Below are 17,417 nucleotides of genomic sequence, written 5' to 3'. Positions count from 1 at the left end.
GCTTAGTGCGCGAGCGCGGCGCGGATCTTCTCCGTCACCGTCGCCGCAGCCTCGTTCGCCGGCAGCAGCGTCGCCTCGGCGTCGCGGCGGCCCTGGTACTCGATCTTGCCTTCCTTCAGGCCGCGCTCGCCGATCACCAGGCGATGCGGCACGCCGATCAGTTCCCAGTCGGCGAACATCACACCCGGGCGCTCGCCGCGATCGTCGAGGATCACGTCGATGCCGGCGGCGACCAGTTCCGCGTACAGCTTGTCGGCGGCCTCGCGGACCATGTCGCTGCGATCGTAGCCCATCGGGCACAGCACGACCTCGAACGGCGCGATCGACTCGGGCCAGATGATGCCGCGGTCGTCGAAGTTCTGTTCGATCGCCGCGCCGAGAATCCGCGTGACGCCGACGCCGTAGCAGCCCATCAGCATCGGCTGCGGCTTGCCCGATTCATCGAGGAACGTCGCGCCCATCGCTTCCGAATACTTGGTACCGAGCTGGAACACGTGACCGACTTCGATGCCGCGGCAGATGTCGATCGTGCCCTTGCCGTCCGGCGACGGATCGCCCTTCTTCACGTCGCGCACATCGGCGACTTCCGGTTCCGGCAGGTCGCGGCCCCAGTTCACGCCCGCGATGTGATAGTCGACCTCGTTCGCGCCGACGACGAAATCGCTCATGTTCGCGACCGTGCGATCGGCGATCACCTTCACCGGCTTCTTCGTGCCGACCGGGCCGAGATAGCCCGGCGGCGTGCCGAACCAGTCGACGATTTCCTGCTCGGTCGCGAAGCGGTGGTTCTTCAGCCCCGGCAGCTTCGACACCTTGATTTCGTTCAGATCGTGGTCGCCGCGCAGCATCACGAGCCAGATGGTCGGCTCGGCGCCTTCGTTCTCGGTGGCGAGCACGATCGACTTGATCGTGCGCTCGAGCGGGATCGCCAGCAGTTCGGCGACCGCTTCGCACTTCGCCTTGCCGGGCGTCGCGACCTTCTCCATCGCTTCGGCCGGCGCAGCACGCTCGGCGATCAACGGCAGCGCCTCGGCCGCTTCGATGTTCGCCGCGAAGTCGGACGTCGGGCAATAGGCGATCGCGTCCTCACCGGTATCGGCGATCACGTGGAACTCGTGCGAGAAGTTGCCACCGATCGAGCCGCTGTCGGCCGCGACCGCGCGGAACTCGAGGCCGAGGCGCGTGAAGATGCGAACGTACGCGTCGTACATCTTGCGATACGACTCGTTCAGGCCGGCCGTGTCCTTGTCGAACGAATACGCGTCCTTCATGAGGAATTCGCGGCCGCGCATCACGCCGAAGCGCGGACGGATCTCGTCGCGGAACTTCGTCTGGATCTGGTAGAAGTTCACCGGCATCTGCCGGTAGCTCTTGATCTGGTTGCGCGCGATGTCGGTGATCACTTCCTCGTGCGTCGGCCCGATCACGAAGTCGTTGTCCTTGCGGTCCTTGAAGCGCAGCAGCTCGGGGCCGTACTGTTCCCAGCGGCCCGACTCCTGCCACAGCTCGGCCGGCTGCACGGCCGGCATCAGCAGCTCGATGGCGCCTGCCCGGTTCATTTCCTCGCGCACGATCGCCTCGACCTTGCGAATCGAACGCAGGCCGACCGGCAGGTAGTTATAGATGCCGCCGGCGACACGACGGATCATGCCGGCGCGCACCATCAGCTTGTGGCTGACGATCTCTGCGTCGGCCGGTGCTTCTTTGAGGGTGCCGATAAAGAAACGGGAAGCTTTCATGCGGACGGTTCCAAATACGGCGCCCCCAGGCGGGGCGCCCGAAAAAGTTTCAAGGTGAAAAAGCTGCGCGCGACGAACGACGATGGCGCAGATGACGTAGCAGACAAATCAGGGACAATTCAGTCGCCGTACCCCGCGCGGATTCGCTCCGTCACGGTGCGCAGCGCCCGTTATCTGTTTATAATCAAAGCAATTTTAAAGGATTCGAAGGTGGTTGTATGCTGGATCGTGAAGGCTTTCGCCCGAACGTCGGCATCATCCTCTTGAACGCGCGCAACGAGGTGTTTTGGGGCAAGCGGCTCCGCGAGCATTCCTGGCAGTTTCCTCAAGGTGGGATCAAGTACGGCGAGACCCCCATGCAGGCGATGTACCGGGAGCTGCACGAGGAAACCGGCCTGCACCCGGAACACGTCAAGATAATCGGCCGCACCCGCGACTGGTTGCGTTACGAGGTGCCTGACAAGTTCATCAAACGCGAAGTACGCGGCCATTACCGCGGCCAGAAGCAGATCTGGTTCCTGCTGCGGATGGTCGGACGCGATTGCGATATTTGCTTGCGCGCGACCGATCACCCGGAGTTCGATGCGTGGCGCTGGAACGAGTACTGGGTGCCACTCGATGCGGTGATCGAGTTCAAGCGGGATGTCTATCAGTTGGCGCTGACGGAACTGTCGCGCTTCCTGCGCCGCCCGGCGCAGCGAGCCGACAAGCCGCAGGGGCCGCGCCTGTCGCGCTATCCACGCGTCATCGGCGCGCAGTCCCAGCAGACGCTGACGATTGTCGACACATCGGTAGTCTGTTCGGAGATCGAAGTGGAGGCGAGCACGCTCGATGAGATGCCGCCCCGCGTGATCGTCGGCAAATGACGAGTCGGACTGCATGACCGGGCGCGACCTTGGTGTCGCGCCCTTTTTTTACGAGGAATGCATATTGAAAGCGATTGCTCTCGCGCTCGCATCGGTTGTCGCGGCGGCCACGCTGGCCGGTTGCGCCAATTCGAAAGCGCCGTCCAACAAGGACGACAGCGAGTTCGTCTATCTGCTCGACCGTAAGGGTGAGTGGAAGGAAAACCCGGTCGAGACGCTGCCGCCGCTGCCGCAAGCGGGCGACCTGCTGCCGTTCACCGTGTCGCAGAACACGCCGCTCAAGTTCTTCGTCGATGCGAAGTCGCTCGCGGTCGGCACCGACGGCATCGTGCGCTACGCGGTCGTCATCACGAGCCCGGCCGGTGCGCGCAACGTGAACTATGAAGGCATCCGCTGCGACACCTACGAATGGCGTCAGTATGCGGGCCTGAATTCGGATCACGACGGCTGGGATCGCACGGTGGAGAACGACTGGCGTCGCATCGAGAACGGCGAACTGAACTCGTATCACTCGGCGCTGTACCAGGACTACTTCTGCTCGAACAAGATGCCGCAGGGCACGACTCACCAGATCATCGAGAACATCAAGTTCCATCGTACCGCGATGAGCCAGCTGCGCTGAAGGCGCCACGCAGGCCGCCTGGCCGGTCCTGCTCCGCCCCGTCACAACGAAAAAGCCCGCGCAATGCGGGCTTTTTTGCTTTTTGGCTGTCTGGCGACGCCGCGCCGAACGGTTACACGAGCACGAGGTTGTCGCGGTGAATCAGCTCCGGCTCCAGCATGTAGCCGAGCACCGTCTCGATCTCACCGCTCGGCTTGCGATGAATCAGCTTCGTTTCCGCGCTACTGTAGTTAGTGAGGCCGCGCGCCACTTCACGTCCGTCGGGGCCGACGCACGCGATCACCTCGCCGCGCGCGAACGCACCCTGCACCCCGATCACGCCGATCGGCAGCAGGCTCTTGCCGCCGGCCGTGAGCTTCTCGACCGCGCCCGCATCGATCACGACGTGCCCGCGCACTTGCAGGTGATCGGCCATCCATTGCTTGCGCGCGGCCATCCGCGCGGTGCGCGCGATCAGCTGCGTGCCGATCGCCTCACCGGCCGCCAACCGCACCAGCACGTCGGTTTCGCGGCCGCTCGCAATCACGGTGTTCGCGCCGCTATGCGCCGCGCGCTTCGCCGCGAGGATCTTCGTCAGCATCCCGCCGCGGCCGAGGCTCGAGCCTGCGCCACCCGCCATCGCCTCGAGGTCCGGCGCGCCCGCGCTGGCTTCCGCGACGAGCGTCGCGTTCGGATCCTTGCGCGGATCGGCAGTGAACAGCCCCGACTGGTCGGTCAGGATGATCAGCGCATCGCCTTCGATCAGGTTCGCGACGAGCGCGCCGAGCGTGTCGTTGTCGCCGAACTTGATTTCGTCGGTGACGACCGTGTCGTTCTCGTTGATGATCGGCACGACGCCGAGCCGCAGCAGCGTCAGCAGCGTCGAGCGCGCATTCAGGTAGCGTTCGCGATCCGCGAGGTCGGCGTGCGTGAGCAGGATCTGTGCGGTGCGGATGTCGTGCTCGGTAAAGCGGCTTTCATAGACTTGCGCGAGCCCCATCTGGCCGACCGCGGCGGCAGCCTGCAGCTCGTCGATCTCGCGCGGACGCTTGCTCCAGCCGAGCCGCTGCATCCCTTCGGCAATCGCACCCGAACTGACGAGCACCACTTCCTTGCCCTGTGCGCGCAGCGCGGCGATCTGGGCCGCCCAGCGGCCGATTGCAGCATGATCGAGCCCCTTGCCGTCGTTGGTCACGAGGCTCGAGCCCACCTTCACCACCAATCGCTTCGAATCCGCGATGATCGAACGCATCGTGCGCCGTCTCCTGTATCTGATGCCTGCCCGGCCGGGCGCGATTGAATTCCGGCACCGGGCGCGATGCCCGGTGCGTTTCGGGTCCGCTCAGGCGTCGTCGCCGGGCGTCGCACCGCCATCGGCGGGCGGCGCATCGCGGAACCGCACGTCCGTGGCCAGATCTTCCTCTTCCGCCGCGCGATGCGCGTCCGAATGCTCGGCGAGGTAATCGTAGATCGCGTAGCACAGCGCTTCGCAGCCCTGGCCCGTCAGCGCCGAAATCTCGAACACCGGGCCGTCCCAGTCGAAACGGGCGAGGAAATCGGCGACGCGCGCCTCACGCTCGTCTTCCGGCACCATGTCGAGCTTGTTGAGGACGAGCCAGCGCGGCTTCTCGTAGAGCGCCTCGTCGTACTTGCGCAGTTCGCCGACGATCGCCTTCGCTTCCGCGACCGGGTCGACGTTTTCGTCGAACGGGGCCAAATCGACGAGATGCAGCAGCACGCCCGTGCGCTGCAGATGTCGCAGGAACTGGTGGCCGAGGCCCGCACCTTCGGCAGCGCCTTCGATCAGCCCCGGGATATCGGCGATCACGAAGCTCTTGCTCGGGCCGACCCGCACGACGCCGAGGTTCGGCGCGAGCGTCGTAAACGGATAGTCGGCGATCTTCGGCTTCGCGTTCGACACCGACGAGATGAAGGTCGACTTGCCGGCGTTCGGCATGCCGAGCAGCCCGACGTCGGCGAGCACCTTCAGCTCGAGCCGCAGCATGCGCCGTTCGCCGGGCTTGCCGTCGGTCTTCTGGCGCGGCGCACGGTTCGTGCTCGACTTGAAATGCAGGTTGCCGAGACCGCCGGCGCCGCCGTTCGCAAGCATCACCTGCTGGCCGTGTTCGGTCAGGTCGGCGATCAGCTCGCCGGTATCCATGTCGGTCACGACCGTGCCGACCGGCATGCGCAGCGTGACGTCGTCACCGCCCTTGCCGTAGCAATCCGAGCCGCGACCGTTTTCGCCGTTGCGCGCCAGGTGCTTCTTCGCGTAACGGTAGTCGATCAGCGTGTTGATGTTGCGGTCGGCGATCGCGTAGACGTTGCCGCCCCGGCCGCCGTCGCCGCCGTCCGGCCCGCCGAACGGAACGAACTTCTCGCGGCGCATCGACGCGCTCCCATCACCTCCGTCGCCGGCGATGACTTCGATTCGTGCTTCGTCAATGAACTTCATTCGTTACTCCGACCAGTATTTCCGCTATTGTGCCGCGCGCCGGCACGCTTGAACAATCTGCCGTTCGGCCGATTGCCCGCCGTTTCGCGACAGCCGCCGGCGCGCACATGCGCCCGGCGGCCAAATAAAAAAAGGCCCCGCGAAGACTGCGGGGCCTTTCGGCTACGAAGCCCGTGGGTGCCTAACTTAGGCAGCCGCCGGGACAACGATGACCAGATGCTTCTTGTCCGCGCCCTTGGTCGCGAACTTGACGTGACCGTCGACCAGCGCGAACAGGGTGTGATCCTTGCCCATGCCGACGTTCTCGCCAGCGTGCATGCGCGTACCGCGCTGACGCACGATGATGCCGCCAGCGTTGATCGCCTGGCCGCCGTACACTTTCACGCCGAGACGTTTCGACTCGGAGTCGCGGCCGTTCCGGGAAGAGCCGCCTGCCTTTTTGTGTGCCATCTGATTGCTCCTTTACCGAGGCGCTTACGCGTTGATCGCGTCGATGCGCAGCTCAGTGTAGTTCTGGCGGTGGCCGCCGTGCTTTTGGTAGTGCTTCCGGCGACGCATCTTGAAGATGGTGACCTTGGCATGACGACCGTGCGACACAACGGTGGCCTTGACGGAAGCCCCACTGACCAGCGGCGTACCGAACTTAATCGATTCGCCTTCGCCCACTGCGAGAACCTGGTCGAGCGTGATTTCAGCGTCAATGTCAGCCGGTATCTGTTCTACTTTGAGTTTTTCGCCAACGGCAACCTTGTACTGCTTGCCGCCGGTTTTTATGACCGCGTACATTGAGAACCTCACTCTGGATCCAAATTTTCCGCACACCACGCGCGGAAAACACGTGATTATACATGGGGTTAGCACCCAAGTCAAAGCCGATCCGCGATTGCCGCGCGCAGGCCCTTGCCGGACGGCCAAAATCACGGTGCAGGCGCGTCCGACAGACCGGGATATCGCGGATTGGACTTATAATCCGCCGCATCACCCATTTCGATCATCATGTCGTCGTCCACCGCCTCCCCCACCCTCAGCGCCGCCCACCTGCTCGCCCCGATCACAAGCGACATGGAGCAGGTGAATCGCGTTATCCGGCAAAGCCTCGCGTCCGACGTGCTGCTGATCAACCAGATCGCCGAGTACATCATCGGCGCGGGCGGCAAGCGGCTGCGTCCGGCCCTGCTGTTGCTCGTCGCCGGCGCGCTCGGCGAGACGTCGCACCAGCGGCACGTGCTGGCCGCCGTCGTCGAGTTCATCCACACGGCCACGCTGCTGCATGACGACGTCGTCGACGAATCCGAGCTGCGGCGCGGCCGCCAGACGGCCAACGCGCTGTTCGGCAACGCGGCGAGCGTGTTGGTGGGCGACTACCTGTATTCGCGCTCGTTCGAGATGATGGTCGGCGTCGGCAAGATGCGCGTGATGGAAATCCTGTCGGAAGCGACGACGATCATTTCCGAAGGCGAAGTGCTGCAGCTGCTGAACATGCACGACGCGGACGTCGACGAGACGCGCTACATGCAGGTGATCCGTTACAAGACGGCGAAGCTGTTCGAAGCATCGGCCCGCCTCGGCGCGGTGCTCGCGGGCGCCGATGCGCCGACCGAAGCCGCCGCGGCCGAATATGGCCGCCGGATCGGCACCGCGTTCCAGATCATGGACGACTGGCTCGACTACGCGGGCACGGCCGAAGCGATGGGCAAGAACGCCGGCGACGACCTGCGCGAAGGCAAGCCGACGCTGCCGCTCATCTATCTGATCGAACGCGGCACGCCCGAACAGTCGGCGCTCGCACGCGAGGCGATCGAACAAGGCGGCACCGATCGCTTCGACACGATTTTCGATGCGATCACGCGTTCGGGCGCGCTCGACCATACGCTCGAATGCGCGCGCCAGGAAGCACAGGCCGCTGCCGCCGCGATCACTGCGTTCCCGGATTCGATCTACAAGGAAAGCCTGCTCGGGTTGTGCTCGTACTCGACGTCGCGGCAGTCGTAAGCGCGAGGAAAACACGAGGCGATATCCGGTCTCGAAAAATTTCTGCGCCAAGGTATTCCCTTTTCGAAAAAACATCGCTATAGTTATGTTCTTGCTCGACGACGCAGCGGCCTTGAAGAAGACGGCGAAGTCGGAAGAGTCCAAATCGGGGTGTAGCTTAGCCTGGTAGAGCGCTACGTTCGGGACGTAGAGGCCGGAGGTTCGAATCCTCTCACCCCGACCAGATTTAAAAAAACCGTGCACCGTGTGCACGGTTTTTTTTTGCCTGCTTTTTGCCTGGTCGCGCGGGCCCTCGTGCCGCGCACCACACATCACGGCCGCCGGCCTCTGCTATATTCCCTCCATCCCTGTCCTTCACTGCCCTTTCTGACGCGTGGACCAAATTCCCTTATGGGCGCAAATCGGCGCCGTCTTCCTGCTTCTCCTCTGCTCCAGCTTCTTTTCCATTTCCGAGACCGCGATGATGGCGCTCAACCGTCATCGGCTGAAGCATCTCGCCGGCCAGGGCGTGCTCGGCGCGAAAACCACGCAGGGTCTGCTCACGCGCACCGACCTGCTGCTCAGCGTGATCCTGATCGGCAACAACCTGTTCAACACGATCATCCCGGTCCTGACGACGTCGCTCGCGCTGCACACGTTCGGCCGTAACAACCTCGCGCTGTCGATCGCGACCGGCATCGTCGCGTTCCTGATCATCGTGTTCGCGGAAATCGCGCCGAAGATCGTCGGCGCGACCTTTCCCGAGCGCATCGCGCTGCCCGCCAGTCTCGTGATCGCGCCGCTGATGCGCGTGTTCAAGCCGGTCGTCTGGTTCGTCAACGCGCTGGCGAACGGCGTGCTCTGGGTGCTGCGCATCAATACGAAGAAAGGCCGCGACCAGCGGATGTCGGCCGACGAATTGCGTGCGATCGTGCTCGAGTCGAGCAGCTTCATGCCGACCAAGCACCGCAGCATCCTGCTCAACCTGTTCGACCTCGAGAACATCACGGTCGACGACGTGATGGTGCCGCGCCGCCAGATCGAGTCGCTCAACTTCTACGCGCCGCTCGACGACATCCTGCATCAACTCGAGACCTGCTATCACAACCGTCTGGTCGTCTATGAAGGCGACATCGACAAGGTGCTCGGCGTGCTGCATGTGCGCAAGACGCTCACCGCGCTGCACAACCAGGATTTCGACCGCGAAACGTTGCGCACGCTGCTCGCCGAGCCGTACTACGTGCCGTCGGGCACGCCGGTCGTCCAGCAGCTCCAGTATTTCCAGGAAAGCCGGGCGCGCACCGCGCTCGTCGTCAACGAGTACGGCGAACTCGAGGGGCTCGTCACGCCCGAGGACATCATCGAGGAACTGATCGGCGAATTCACGACGTCGATGCCGCGCGGCGAACGCGCGGGCGGCTGGGACGACAACGGCGAATGCATCGTCGCCGCCAGGATGCCGCTGCGCGAACTGAACCGCTGGCTGCACCTGCAACTGCCGACCGACGGGCCGAAGACGCTGAACGGCCTGATCCTCGAGATCCTCGAGGAAATTCCCGACGGCGACGTATGCCTGAAAATCCGCGACGTGATGCTCGAAGTCATGCGCAGCGACGACCAGGCCGTGCGCACCGTCAAGCTCTTCAAGCCGCGCAGCACGCGCGCACGCGCCGCCGCGCGCTAGCCGAACGGCCGACTGTCGGCACCGCTCGCGATACGCGACCATTGGCTGGTCACGATCAACAGGCGGCCGAGCGCCGGCTCACATGCACTTCCCACCTCCCGGGGCGCCGCTGCGCACGCAGCGGCCACCTGCCTCCATCGACGCATCGCCCGCCGACCCGCCCCATTCGCTCGATGCGGCGCAACTCGACGACTCGCCCGCCGTACGGCTGCTGACTGACACGCTTCACGCCGCCCGCGTGCGCGACGCGTCCGACATCCACGTCGAACCCTTCGAAGCAGGCTGGCGCCTTCGCCTGCGCATCGACGGCGTCCTGCATGAACACGCGCGACCGCCCGTCCATCTGCGCGACGCGCTCGTGACGCGGATCAAGGTGCTCGCACGCATGGACATCGCCGAGCGCCGGCTGCCGCAGGACGGCCGGCTGCGCATCACGGTCGACGGAGGGTTGCGAGGCGATTACCGGGTCAGTTCGCTGCCCACGCTGTTCGGCGAGAAACTCGTGTTGCGCCGCCTCGAAACGCTGCCGCCCGACCTCACGCTCGCGCGCCTCGGCTTCGACGCGCGGCAGGCCGCGGCAATGGAGGCCGCGATCCGCGCGCCGCACGGTCTCGTGCTCGTCACCGGTCCGACCGGCAGCGGCAAGACGCTGTCGCTCTATTGCGCGCTGCAGATGCTCGATCGCGACGCGCACAACGTATGCACCGTCGAGGATCCGGCCGAGATTCAGCTCGACGGCATCAACCAGGTCGGCGTGGCGGAGAAAGCCGGGCTGACCTTCGCCACGGCGCTGCGCGCGCTGCTGCGGCAGGATCCGGACGTCATCATGGTCGGCGAGATTCGCGATGCGGAGACGGCCGACGTTGCGATCAAGGCCGCGCAGACCGGGCACCTCGTGCTGTCGACGCTGCATACGAACGACGCGCCGGCCGCGGTCGCGCGACTGCTCGATATCGGCGTCGCGCCGTACAACCTGGCGGCCGCATTGCGCCTCGTCACCGCACAACGGCTCGTCCGGCGTCTGTGCGTGAGCTGCCGCGCGCGTTCGGACGCGCCGGCACACGCGCTGCGCGACGCGGGCTGCGATTCGGCGGCACTGGCATCCGGATGGCGCCCGTTCGTCGCACGCGGCTGTGCCGCCTGTCACGGTATCGGTTATCGAGGCCGGATCGGCCTGCATCAGACGATGCCGGTTTCACCGGAGATGGCCGAACGCATCGTCGCGCGCGCAAGCGTCGGAGCGCTCACGCAATGCGCGGCGGCCGAAGGCGTGCGCAGTCTGCGTGACGCGGCACTCGTGCACGTTCGCGACGGCACGACGAGCGTCGCGGAAGCCCTGGCCGCGACGCCTGACGCATGATCGCAATGCATGCACCGCCTCACGAAACCCGCTTCGCGTGGCGCGGCCGTCGTCGCGACGGCACGCCGTGCCGCGGGAACGTCATCGCATTCGATGCAGCCGCCGCACGTGCGACGCTCGCGCGCGACGGCGTCGCGGTGCTGTCGCTCGACATCCGCGGCACGGCCCGGCCACCGGCGGCCGGCGCACGCGAGGTCACGCGCTTCACCCGTCAGCTCGCGAGCCTGCTGCAAGCCGGACTGCCGCTCGCACCGTCGCTCGAGATGCTTGCCCGCACCCGTACGCGCGACGGGCTCCCGCGCATCGCCGCAGGTCTCGCACGCGAGATCGTCGGCGGCCAGCGCTTCGCCGCCGCGCTGGCACGCTATCCGTCCCAGTTCGGCACGCTGTATCGCCAGTTGATCGAGGTGGGCGAAGCATCGGGTGCGCTCGGCACCGTGCTGACCCGCGTCGCGGAGCACCGCGAACGCGCCGACGCGCAATGGCGCAAGCTGTGTGCCGCGCTCGCCTACCCGGTCGCCGTCATCGTCTTCGCGCTCGCGATCTCGGCCGCGCTGATGGTGTGGGTCGTGCCAACGTTCCGGCAGATCTTCGAGGGCTTTGGCGCAGCACTGCCGGCGCCGACCCGCGCCCTGCTCGCCCTGTCCTCCGCGACATCGGCCTGGGGCGGCACGTTCGTCGCCGGCGCCGCGGTGGCGGGGCTCGCCGCACGCCACGCGCTGCGGCGCTCGCCGTCGCTGCGCTACACGGCCGCGCGGCACGTACTGAATGCGCCGTTGGTCGGCAGCGCGCTCACGCGGTTCGCGGCCGCGCGCTGGTGCCGCTCGCTTGCCACGCTGCTCGGTGCCGGCGTACCGCTCGCCGATGCATTCGCCACGCTCGAACGCACGGCCGGCCACCCGGTGTTCGAGCAGGCCACCGCGCAAATCGCGGCGCGCGTGCTGCGCGGCGCGCGTCTTGCCGATGCGATGCACGCGGCGGGCTGCTTCCCGGACGACGTGGTACAGCCAATCGCCGTCGCCGAGGAAACCGGCGCACTCGACACGATGCTCGCCGACATCGCCGCGCTCTGCGAGCGTCAGCTCGACGCGCGTCTCGATGCGCTCACCGCACTCGGCGAGCCGCTGATCGTGATCGTGCTGGGTGCACTCGTCGGCGGCCTCGTGATCGCGATGTATCTGCCCATCCTTCAGCTGGGCAACGTGGTGTAGCATCGCAACCGATTCTGTCGCCTTTCAAGCCCGAACCCGAGCCCATGACGCCCGCGCCCCTGACCACCGTTTTCGATTCTCCCGACAGCACGTTGCTCGCGCTGGCGATGCTGCCGCCCGCGGTGCAATATGCATTCGCCGTCGTGCTCGGGCTGTGCGTCGGCAGCTTCGTCAACGTCGTCGTGCACCGGATCCCGGTGATGATGCAGCGCGCATGGCAGGCCGAAATCGCCGAAGCGACCGGCAGCGCAAGCGCCGCGCCGGACGACGGCTATCCGCCGCACTACGATCTGTGGCGCCCGCGCAGCGCATGTCCGCACTGCGGCCACGTGCTACGCGCGTGGGAAAACATCCCGCTCGTCAGCTACCTGATGTTGCGCGGTCGCTGCCGCCAGTGCGGCCATGCGATCGGCGTGCGCTATCCGCTCGTCGAGCTCGCCGGTGCGCTGCTCGCCGCCGGGTCGCTCGCCGCGTTCGGCCCTACCGCCGCCGCACTCGCCGCGTTCGGGCTCTGCGCCGCGCTGCTGGCGATGAGCGCTATCGACATCCGGACCGGCTACCTTCCCGATTCGATGACGCTGCCGCTGCTGTGGGCAGGGCTCGCACTGAATCTCGGCGGCACGTTCACGTCGCTGCGTTCGGCCGTGGTCGGCGCGATGGCCGGCTACCTGTTCCTGTGGTCGATCTACTGGCTGTTCAAATGGCTGCGCGGCATCGAGGGCATCGGCTTCGGTGACCTGAAGCTGCTCGCCGCGCTCGGCGCATGGATGGGCTGGGCCGCGCTGCCGCAGGTCGTGCTGTTCGCCGCGGTGACGGGCGCGATCGTCGGGCTCGTCGCGACCTGGCGCGGGCGCATGCGCTTCGAGGAGCCGATTCCGTTCGGCCCGTTCCTCGCGGCAGGCGGCGTCGCGACGCTGTTTTTAGGCACCCCTTTCTATTTGGCGATCGGCGGCTGACATGACGCACCGCCACCGTCCGCCTTGTTCGCTGCGTCGCGGGGAGGAGACTCGTTTCCTCGTGGCGGCCCGGCGGAGGCTCACATGTTTGCAATAGGACTCACCGGCGGCATCGGCAGCGGCAAGACGACCGTCGCCGACATGTTCGCCGCACGCGGCGCATCGCTCGTCGATACCGACCTGATCGCGCACCGCATCACCGCACCCGCCGGTCTCGCGATGCCGGCGATCGAACACGCATTCGGACCGGACTTCGTCGCGGCCGACGGCTCGCTCGATCGCGCGAAGATGCGCGCACTGATTTTCAGCGACGACGACGCACGCCGGCGCCTCGAAGCGATCACGCATCCGCTGATCCGCGCGGAGACCGATCGCGAGGCCCGTGAAGCGCAGGGGCCGTACGTGATCTTCGTCGTACCGCTGCTCGTGGAGTCAGGTAACTGGAAGGCGCGCAGCGATCGTGTGCTGGTCGTCGACTGTCCGGTCGAAACGCAGATCGCACGTGTGATGCGGCGCAATGGTTTCACGCGCGAACAGGTCGAAGCGATCATCGCAAGACAGGCGACGCGTGAAGCGCGTCTCGCGGCGGCCGACGACGTGATCGTCAACGATGCGACGGCGCCCGATAGGCTTGCCGCGCAGGTCGATGCACTGCACCAACGCTATCTTGGATTCGCGGCCGCCGCGCACTGACCGCCGCATGCGATCGTGATGGTGCACGAAATTGGCGCGTTGCTAGGGTAGACAGTGAGCATTAGAATGTCCTGCATTGTTTCAATCCCTACCCCGAGAGGCGAGCGCGCTTGATTCTTTACGAGTATCCGTTCAACGAGCGAATTCGCACGCTGTTGCGCCTCGAAGACTTGTTCGAGCGCTTCGCGTTCTTTTTGGCTCAGGAGGACCCGCGTGAACATCACGTCGCGCTGACGACGCTGTTCGAAATCGCCGAGGTCACGGGCCGCGCGGACCTGAAATCGGATCTGATGAAGGAACTCGAACGTCAACGCCAGACGCTCGCTCCCTTTCGCGGCAATCCGGGCATCGAACAGAATGCGCTCGAAGCCGTGCTCGGTGAAATCGAGCAGACGCTCGCCAATCTTGCGCAGATGCAGGGCAAGACCGGGCAGCATCTGGTCGACAACGAGTGGCTCGCCAGCATCCGCAGCCGCGCGGTGATTCCCGGCGGCACGTGCAAGTTCGACCTGCCGTCGTACTATGCGTGGCAGCAATGGCCCGCGGAACAGCGGCGCCACGACATCGCTAAATGGATCATGCCGCTGCTGCCGCTGCGCGACGCGGCGGCAATCGTGCTGCGGCTCGCTCGCGAATCGGGTCAGGCGTCGAAGGTGATGGCGATGCAGGGCAGCTACCAGCAGATGCTATCGGGGCGCAGCTACCAGCTGATGCAGGTGCGCGTGCCGCCGGAACTGCGCGTGATTCCCGAAGCGAGCGCCAACAAATACATGCTGTGGGTACGGTTCACCATGCAGGACGGCGACGTGCGGCCGCGCGCGGTGGACATCGACGTGCCGTTCCATCTGACACTCTGCAATCTGTAACGGCCCCGCGCCGGTTCGACGCTTTCGTATGACTACCGTTGTGAAATGTCCTTCGTGCGGCGCAGAAGTGCGCTGGACACCTGAAAACAAGTTCCGCCCGTTCTGTTCGGCCCGCTGCAAGCAGCTCGACCTCGGCGCATGGGCCGCGGAAAAGTACCGGATCGGTGGCTCCTCCGACGAAGGTCCGTCGTCCGAGGAAGAAGACGGCACCGACGGCCGTCGCGACAGCTGAGCGGCGCGCGGTACCCCGCAGGCGGATACGGCCCGCTTTTCAGGCGAGCCGCCGCGGCGTCATTGCGACGCCGCTTCCTTCTCGAGCAATTCCAGCACCGGCAGCGCCGCCGGCAGCAGCGGCGCGACGTCGACCGGCAGTTCCTGCCACACGAACGCCTGGCCTTCCTTGCTGTGCGGCTCTCCCGTCCAGCCCGTCACCTTGCAGAAATAGAGCCGCACGTACGCGTGCGGATAGTCGTGCTCGAGCGTATGCCAGCGGTGGCTGGCGGTGACGACGATGCCGAGTTCCTCGTGCAGCTCGCGCGCCAGCGCGTCCTCGACGCTCTCGCCGGCTTCCAGCTTGCCGCCCGGGAACTCCCAGTAGCCTTCGTACGGCTTGCCCTGCAGCCGCTGCGCAAGCAGGTAACGGCAGTGGCCGCCCGGGTCGCCGGGCTGTACCATCACGCCGACCGCGACTTCCGTCACCTTGCGGCCGTCGGGCGCGCGCACGGCGCCCACCGCGGAATCCGTGCTCATGCCTGCTCCTTGCGACCCGACCAATCGCGCGCGAACTGCCACGCGACGCGCCCCGAGCGCGAACCGCGCTCGAGCGCCCAGACGAGCGCGTCGCCGCGCGCCGTCTCGATCTCGCCGTCCGGGCAACCGAAATGGCGCAGCCAGTGCGCGACGATGTCGAGATAGTCGTCCTGCTTGAACGGGTAGAAGCTGACCCACAGGCCGAAGCGCTCCGACAGCGAAATCTTTTCCTCGACGACTTCACCGGGGTGGATCTCGCCGTCCGGCAGATGCTTGTACGACTCGTTGTCGCTCATGTACTCGGGCAGCAGATGGCGGCGGTTCGACGTCGCATAGATCAGCACGTTGTCGGACTGCGCGGCGATCGAGCCGTCGAGCGCAACCTTCAGCGCCTTGTAGCCCGATTCGCCTTCCTCGAACGACAGATCGTCGCAGAACACGATGAACCGCTCCGGACGCTGCGCGATCAGCTCGACGATGTCACCGAGATCGTGCAGGTCGTCCTTGTCGACTTCGATCAGGCGCAGCCCGTCCTTCGCATAGGCGTTCAGGCACGCCTTGATCAGCGACGACTTGCCGGTGCCGCGCGCACCGGTCAGCAGCACGTTGTTCGCCGGCTTGCACCGCACGAACTGTCGCGTGTTCTGTTCGATCAACCCTTTCTGCCGATCGATGTTGTGCAGATCGTCGAGCGTGATCGACGACGCGGCCGGCACCGGCTGCAGATAGCCGCGCCCCTGGCGCTTGCGCCAGCGGAACGCGGTGGCGGCATTCCAGTCGACAGCCGCCGCTGCGGGCGGCAGCATCCCCTCGAGGCGGCCGAGCAGCGCTTCGGCACGCGTCAGAAACTGTTCGAGCTTGTCCATGTGGTCCGAGCGCTCCCGATCAGGAACGGTAATCCGCGTTAATGCTCACGTAATCGTGCGACAGGTCGCACGTCCAGACGGTAGCCTGCGCGTCGCCGCGGCCGAGCAGCACGCGGATCGTGATTTCGCTCTGCTTCATCACGCGCTGGCCGTCCTCTTCCTGGTAAGCCGGGTTGCGGCCACCGGCCTTCGCGACGAGCACGTCGTCGAGATAGAGATCGATCTTGCCGACGTCGAGATCCGTGACGCCCGCATAGCCGATCGCCGCGAGAATCCGGCCGAGGTTGGGGTCGGATGCGTAGAAGGCCGTCTTCACCAGCGGCGAATGACCGATCGCGTAGGCAATCTGGCGGCACTCGGCGACACTCTTGCCGCCTTCGACCTGCACCGTCATGAATTTCGTCGCGCCTTCGCCGTCGCGCACGATCAGCTGCGACAGCACCTGGGCGACCTGCGTGACCGCTTCGCGCAGCGCCGCATAGGCCGGCGAGTCGGTCGACGTGATCGCGGGCAGCGTGCTCTTGCCCGATGCGATCAGGATGAACGAGTCGTTCGTCGACGTGTCGCCGTCGATCGTGATGCAGTTGAACGAGCGATCGGCCACGTCCTTCACGAGCGTGTCGAGCACCGGCTGCGCGACGTTCGCATCGAACGCCAGGAAGCCGAGCATCGTCGCCATGTTCGGCTTGATCATGCCCGCGCCCTTGCTGATGCCCGTCAGCGTGACCGTGTGACCGTCGATCGTCACCTGGCGCGACGTGGCCTTCGGCAGCGTGTCGGTCGTCATGATCGTCTGCGCGGCGTCGTACCAGTTCGCGGCCTTGCGGTTCGCGAGCGCGGCCGGCAGCCCTGCCTTCAGGCGGTCGATCGGCAGCGGCTCGAGAATCACGCCGGTCGAGAACGGCAGCACCTGTGCGGCGTCGATGCCCGCGAGGCGCGCGAGTTCCGTGCAGGTCTCACGCGTGTTCGCGAGGCCCGGCTCGCCGGTGCCCGCATTCGCATTGCCCGTATTCACGACGAGCGCACGGATGCCCGCGCCGCCCGCACGCATGTTGGCCAGGTGCTCGCGGCACACGATCACGGGTGCGGCGCAGAAGCGGTTCTCGGTGAATACGCCGGCGACCGTCGCCCCTTCCTCGACGGAGATGACCAGCACGTCCTTGCGATTCGGCTTGCGGATGTTCGCTTCCGCCCAGCCGAGCGTGACGCCAGCGACGGGATGCAGTTGGGCGGGATCGATCGACGGAAAATTGACAGCCATGGGGCACACCTGCCGGATGGAAAATGCCGGCACGCGCCGGCATTGATTGGAAGAACCGACGGCCGCACGAGCGGGCCGCCGCAACTCACTTCACTGACTCGAAGCTGCGGATGAAGCGGCACGCCGATGCGCGCCGCC

At 65.9% G+C, this 17,417-nt stretch carries 18 protein-coding genes and 1 tRNA gene; 11 read left to right on the top strand and 8 right to left on the bottom strand.

The annotated features are described in order from the left end of the window. Nucleotides 1–2 precede the first annotated feature (2 nt). On the bottom strand, nucleotides 3–1,739 hold the full coding sequence (locus LMA02_RS02470; RefSeq protein WP_228906772.1) for a proline--tRNA ligase: 1,737 nt from the start codon (nucleotides 1,737–1,739) through the stop codon (nucleotides 3–5). A 218-nt stretch (nucleotides 1,740–1,957) separates the two neighbouring features. On the opposite strand from LMA02_RS02470, the gene LMA02_RS02465 reads away from it, so the two are divergent. Then, on the top strand, nucleotides 1,958–2,605 hold the full coding sequence (locus LMA02_RS02465; protein WP_228906770.1) for an RNA pyrophosphohydrolase: 648 nt from the start codon (nucleotides 1,958–1,960) through the stop codon (nucleotides 2,603–2,605). A 13-nt stretch (nucleotides 2,606–2,618) separates the two neighbouring features. Continuing rightward, nucleotides 2,619–3,227 (top strand): CNP1-like family protein, encoded by a 609-nt coding sequence (locus LMA02_RS02460; protein WP_228906768.1) that lies wholly within the window; start codon nucleotides 2,619–2,621, stop codon nucleotides 3,225–3,227. Nucleotides 3,228–3,339: 112 nt separating this feature from the next. Here the strand turns inward: LMA02_RS02460 and proB are convergent, their stop codons facing one another. The 4 genes from proB to rplU form a co-directional block, all read right to left on the bottom strand. Further along, nucleotides 3,340–4,458, bottom strand: a complete 1,119-nt coding sequence (proB, locus tag LMA02_RS02455; protein WP_006752234.1) for a glutamate 5-kinase — start codon at nucleotides 4,456–4,458, stop codon at nucleotides 3,340–3,342. 90 nt (nucleotides 4,459–4,548) lie between these two features. Further along, nucleotides 4,549–5,661, bottom strand: coding sequence for a GTPase ObgE (gene obgE / locus LMA02_RS02450; RefSeq protein ID WP_105786145.1), 1,113 nt, complete (start codon nucleotides 5,659–5,661; stop codon nucleotides 4,549–4,551). 186 nt (nucleotides 5,662–5,847) lie between these two features. Next, nucleotides 5,848–6,111 (bottom strand): 50S ribosomal protein L27, encoded by a 264-nt coding sequence (gene rpmA / locus LMA02_RS02445; RefSeq protein ID WP_006476999.1) that lies wholly within the window; start codon nucleotides 6,109–6,111, stop codon nucleotides 5,848–5,850. Between the two features lie 24 nt (nucleotides 6,112–6,135). Next, a complete protein-coding gene (gene rplU / locus LMA02_RS02440) occupies nucleotides 6,136–6,447 on the bottom strand; it encodes a 50S ribosomal protein L21 (RefSeq protein ID WP_006025184.1) in 312 nt (103 codons plus the stop codon). Between the two features lie 210 nt (nucleotides 6,448–6,657). Between rplU and LMA02_RS02435 the strand changes: the two genes are divergently transcribed. The 9 genes from LMA02_RS02435 to LMA02_RS02395 all read left to right on the top strand — a co-directional run bounded on the left by LMA02_RS02435 (nucleotide 6,658) and on the right by LMA02_RS02395 (nucleotide 14,634). Continuing rightward, nucleotides 6,658–7,653 carry a polyprenyl synthetase family protein gene (locus LMA02_RS02435; RefSeq protein WP_006756837.1) on the top strand — a complete coding sequence of 332 codons (996 nt, stop codon included), beginning with the start codon at nucleotides 6,658–6,660 and terminating at the stop codon, nucleotides 7,651–7,653. Nucleotides 7,654–7,799: 146 nt separating this feature from the next. Further along, nucleotides 7,800–7,876, top strand: a tRNA-Pro gene (locus LMA02_RS02430). A 150-nt stretch (nucleotides 7,877–8,026) separates the two neighbouring features. After that, entirely contained in the window at nucleotides 8,027–9,316 is a 1,290-nt protein-coding gene (locus LMA02_RS02425; protein ID WP_228906767.1) for an HlyC/CorC family transporter, read from the top strand. A gap of 82 nt (nucleotides 9,317–9,398) precedes the next feature. After that, nucleotides 9,399–10,676, top strand: coding sequence for a GspE/PulE family protein (locus LMA02_RS02420; RefSeq protein WP_228906766.1), 1,278 nt, complete (start codon nucleotides 9,399–9,401; stop codon nucleotides 10,674–10,676). Beyond that, entirely contained in the window at nucleotides 10,673–11,887 is a 1,215-nt protein-coding gene (locus tag LMA02_RS02415; RefSeq protein ID WP_228906760.1) for a type II secretion system F family protein, read from the top strand. The genes LMA02_RS02420 and LMA02_RS02415 overlap by 4 nt, the downstream gene beginning before the upstream one ends. Before the next feature lie 44 nt (nucleotides 11,888–11,931). Next, complete coding sequence (locus LMA02_RS02410) at nucleotides 11,932–12,843, top strand: prepilin peptidase (protein ID WP_228906758.1); 912 nt, start codon at nucleotides 11,932–11,934, stop codon at nucleotides 12,841–12,843. A gap of 84 nt (nucleotides 12,844–12,927) precedes the next feature. Further along, entirely contained in the window at nucleotides 12,928–13,536 is a 609-nt protein-coding gene (coaE, locus tag LMA02_RS02405) for a dephospho-CoA kinase (protein ID WP_228906756.1), read from the top strand. Between the two features lie 110 nt (nucleotides 13,537–13,646). Continuing rightward, the gene (gene zapD / locus LMA02_RS02400; RefSeq protein ID WP_165750835.1) at nucleotides 13,647–14,402 is read left to right on the top strand and encodes a cell division protein ZapD; all 756 of its coding nucleotides are present in this window, start codon (nucleotides 13,647–13,649) and stop codon (nucleotides 14,400–14,402) included. A 28-nt stretch (nucleotides 14,403–14,430) separates the two neighbouring features. Next, nucleotides 14,431–14,634, top strand: coding sequence for a DNA gyrase inhibitor YacG (locus tag LMA02_RS02395; RefSeq protein WP_006754989.1), 204 nt, complete (start codon nucleotides 14,431–14,433; stop codon nucleotides 14,632–14,634). Nucleotides 14,635–14,693: 59 nt separating this feature from the next. Here LMA02_RS02395 and LMA02_RS02390 read toward each other — a convergent pair whose 3' ends face one another. Genes LMA02_RS02390 through argJ form a run of 3 tightly spaced genes read right to left on the bottom strand, consistent with a single transcriptional unit; the run spans nucleotide 14,694 to nucleotide 17,279 of the window. Further along, complete coding sequence (locus LMA02_RS02390) at nucleotides 14,694–15,152, bottom strand: NUDIX domain-containing protein (RefSeq protein ID WP_228906754.1); 459 nt, start codon at nucleotides 15,150–15,152, stop codon at nucleotides 14,694–14,696. Further along, on the bottom strand, nucleotides 15,149–16,018 hold the full coding sequence (locus tag LMA02_RS02385; RefSeq protein ID WP_228906752.1) for an ATP-binding protein: 870 nt from the start codon (nucleotides 16,016–16,018) through the stop codon (nucleotides 15,149–15,151). The genes LMA02_RS02390 and LMA02_RS02385 overlap by 4 nt, the downstream gene beginning before the upstream one ends. Before the next feature lie 19 nt (nucleotides 16,019–16,037). Continuing rightward, nucleotides 16,038–17,279, bottom strand: coding sequence for a bifunctional glutamate N-acetyltransferase/amino-acid acetyltransferase ArgJ (argJ, locus tag LMA02_RS02380; RefSeq protein ID WP_228906751.1), 1,242 nt, complete (start codon nucleotides 17,277–17,279; stop codon nucleotides 16,038–16,040). Nucleotides 17,280–17,417 lie beyond the last annotated feature (138 nt).

The sequence above is a fragment of the Burkholderia sp. B21-005 genome (genome assembly GCF_020843965.1).
Taxonomy (GTDB): domain Bacteria; phylum Pseudomonadota; class Gammaproteobacteria; order Burkholderiales; family Burkholderiaceae; genus Burkholderia; species Burkholderia ambifaria.
The sequence above is the reverse complement of the archived record's forward strand: the minus strand, read 5'-3'. Positions and strand labels throughout refer to the sequence as shown.

What these genes read in the sequence shown, in the direction of transcription:
- rpmA (WP_006476999.1), bottom strand. Translation starts at nt 6,111, where the DNA reads ATGGCACACAAAAAGGCAGGCGGCTCTTCCCGGAACGGCCGCGACTCC.
- argJ (WP_228906751.1), bottom strand. Translation starts at nt 17,279, where the DNA reads ATGGCTGTCAATTTTCCGTCGATCGATCCCGCCCAACTGCATCCCGTC.
- LMA02_RS02390 (WP_228906754.1), bottom strand. Translation starts at nt 15,152, where the DNA reads ATGAGCACGGATTCCGCGGTGGGCGCCGTGCGCGCGCCCGACGGCCGC.
- LMA02_RS02395 (WP_006754989.1), top strand. Translation starts at nt 14,431, where the DNA reads ATGACTACCGTTGTGAAATGTCCTTCGTGCGGCGCAGAAGTGCGCTGG.
- proB (WP_006752234.1), bottom strand. Translation starts at nt 4,458, where the DNA reads ATGCGTTCGATCATCGCGGATTCGAAGCGATTGGTGGTGAAGGTGGGC.
- LMA02_RS02465 (WP_228906770.1), top strand. Translation starts at nt 1,958, where the DNA reads ATGCTGGATCGTGAAGGCTTTCGCCCGAACGTCGGCATCATCCTCTTG.
- coaE (WP_228906756.1), top strand. Translation starts at nt 12,928, where the DNA reads ATGTTTGCAATAGGACTCACCGGCGGCATCGGCAGCGGCAAGACGACC.
- LMA02_RS02435 (WP_006756837.1), top strand. Translation starts at nt 6,658, where the DNA reads ATGTCGTCGTCCACCGCCTCCCCCACCCTCAGCGCCGCCCACCTGCTC.
- LMA02_RS02470 (WP_228906772.1), bottom strand. Translation starts at nt 1,739, where the DNA reads ATGAAAGCTTCCCGTTTCTTTATCGGCACCCTCAAAGAAGCACCGGCC.
- LMA02_RS02415 (WP_228906760.1), top strand. Translation starts at nt 10,673, where the DNA reads ATGATCGCAATGCATGCACCGCCTCACGAAACCCGCTTCGCGTGGCGC.
- LMA02_RS02410 (WP_228906758.1), top strand. Translation starts at nt 11,932, where the DNA reads ATGACGCCCGCGCCCCTGACCACCGTTTTCGATTCTCCCGACAGCACG.
- rplU (WP_006025184.1), bottom strand. Translation starts at nt 6,447, where the DNA reads ATGTACGCGGTCATAAAAACCGGCGGCAAGCAGTACAAGGTTGCCGTT.
- obgE (WP_105786145.1), bottom strand. Translation starts at nt 5,661, where the DNA reads ATGAAGTTCATTGACGAAGCACGAATCGAAGTCATCGCCGGCGACGGA.
- LMA02_RS02420 (WP_228906766.1), top strand. Translation starts at nt 9,399, where the DNA reads ATGCACTTCCCACCTCCCGGGGCGCCGCTGCGCACGCAGCGGCCACCT.
- LMA02_RS02460 (WP_228906768.1), top strand. Translation starts at nt 2,619, where the DNA reads ATGACCGGGCGCGACCTTGGTGTCGCGCCCTTTTTTTACGAGGAATGC.
- LMA02_RS02385 (WP_228906752.1), bottom strand. Translation starts at nt 16,018, where the DNA reads ATGGACAAGCTCGAACAGTTTCTGACGCGTGCCGAAGCGCTGCTCGGC.